2 protein-coding genes are annotated in these 616 nt (G+C 70.1%); both read right to left on the reverse strand.

The window, feature by feature from the left end:
- The coding region (locus tag AX669_RS03995) for a barstar family protein (protein WP_197418850.1) at window positions 1-380 on the reverse strand (380 nt) is incomplete at its 3' end.
- Window positions 377-616 (reverse strand): ribonuclease domain-containing protein (locus AX669_RS04000; protein ID WP_304438401.1); only part of this gene is annotated, 240 nt, incomplete at its 5' end. The genes AX669_RS03995 and AX669_RS04000, both read right to left, overlap by 4 nt.

Raw genomic sequence — 616 nt, forward strand, 5'->3', positions numbered from 1 at the left:
GGGCTCGTGCGGCCCGCGCCGCCATGATCTTCGACGAGGTCGTCGACGATGTCGACGAGCGGGTCGCTCAGGCCCGCGGGTAGCGCGCCGAGGCCCTTGAGCCGCAGGACCATGCCGTCCTCGCGCGCGACGACGTCGCCGAGGCATTCCTCGAGGGCGTCCCAGTTTCCGCCGAAATAAGCGGGCAGCTCGAGCTGGCGCGCGAGAGTGCGCATGAGGTCGGGCTTGTCCGCCACCCCGGCGAGGCGCACCTCGACGAAGCCCCACCCCGCGTCCTTGCACAGCGAGCGCAACTCGTCGGACGTCGGGCCTGTCAGCCCCCGCGGCACCCAGCCGCCCTGGCCCGCCTCGATCAGCCCACGCACCGTCGCAGCCGTCATCTCTGCACCCTCCGGAAGCTCTCGTAGTGGTCGCCCGTGTAATAGATGGTGCCGTCCTTGCCTTGGATCAACCTGCGAGCGCCGCGGTCGGATTCTCCCGGCGTCTCGACGGTGTACTCGTGGTACCAGCCGCGCGGATGCTTGGGCAGGCGGCCCTCACGGTTGGCGAAGACGATGCCATCACGCGAGTACGGGAACGGTCCCCCTGCGTCGATGAGCTTCAGCGTCGCCCGCGC

Source organism: Dermacoccus sp. CCH2-D9 (assembly GCF_001556795.1).
Classification (GTDB): Bacteria; Actinomycetota; Actinomycetes; order Actinomycetales; family Dermatophilaceae; genus Dermacoccus; species Dermacoccus nishinomiyaensis.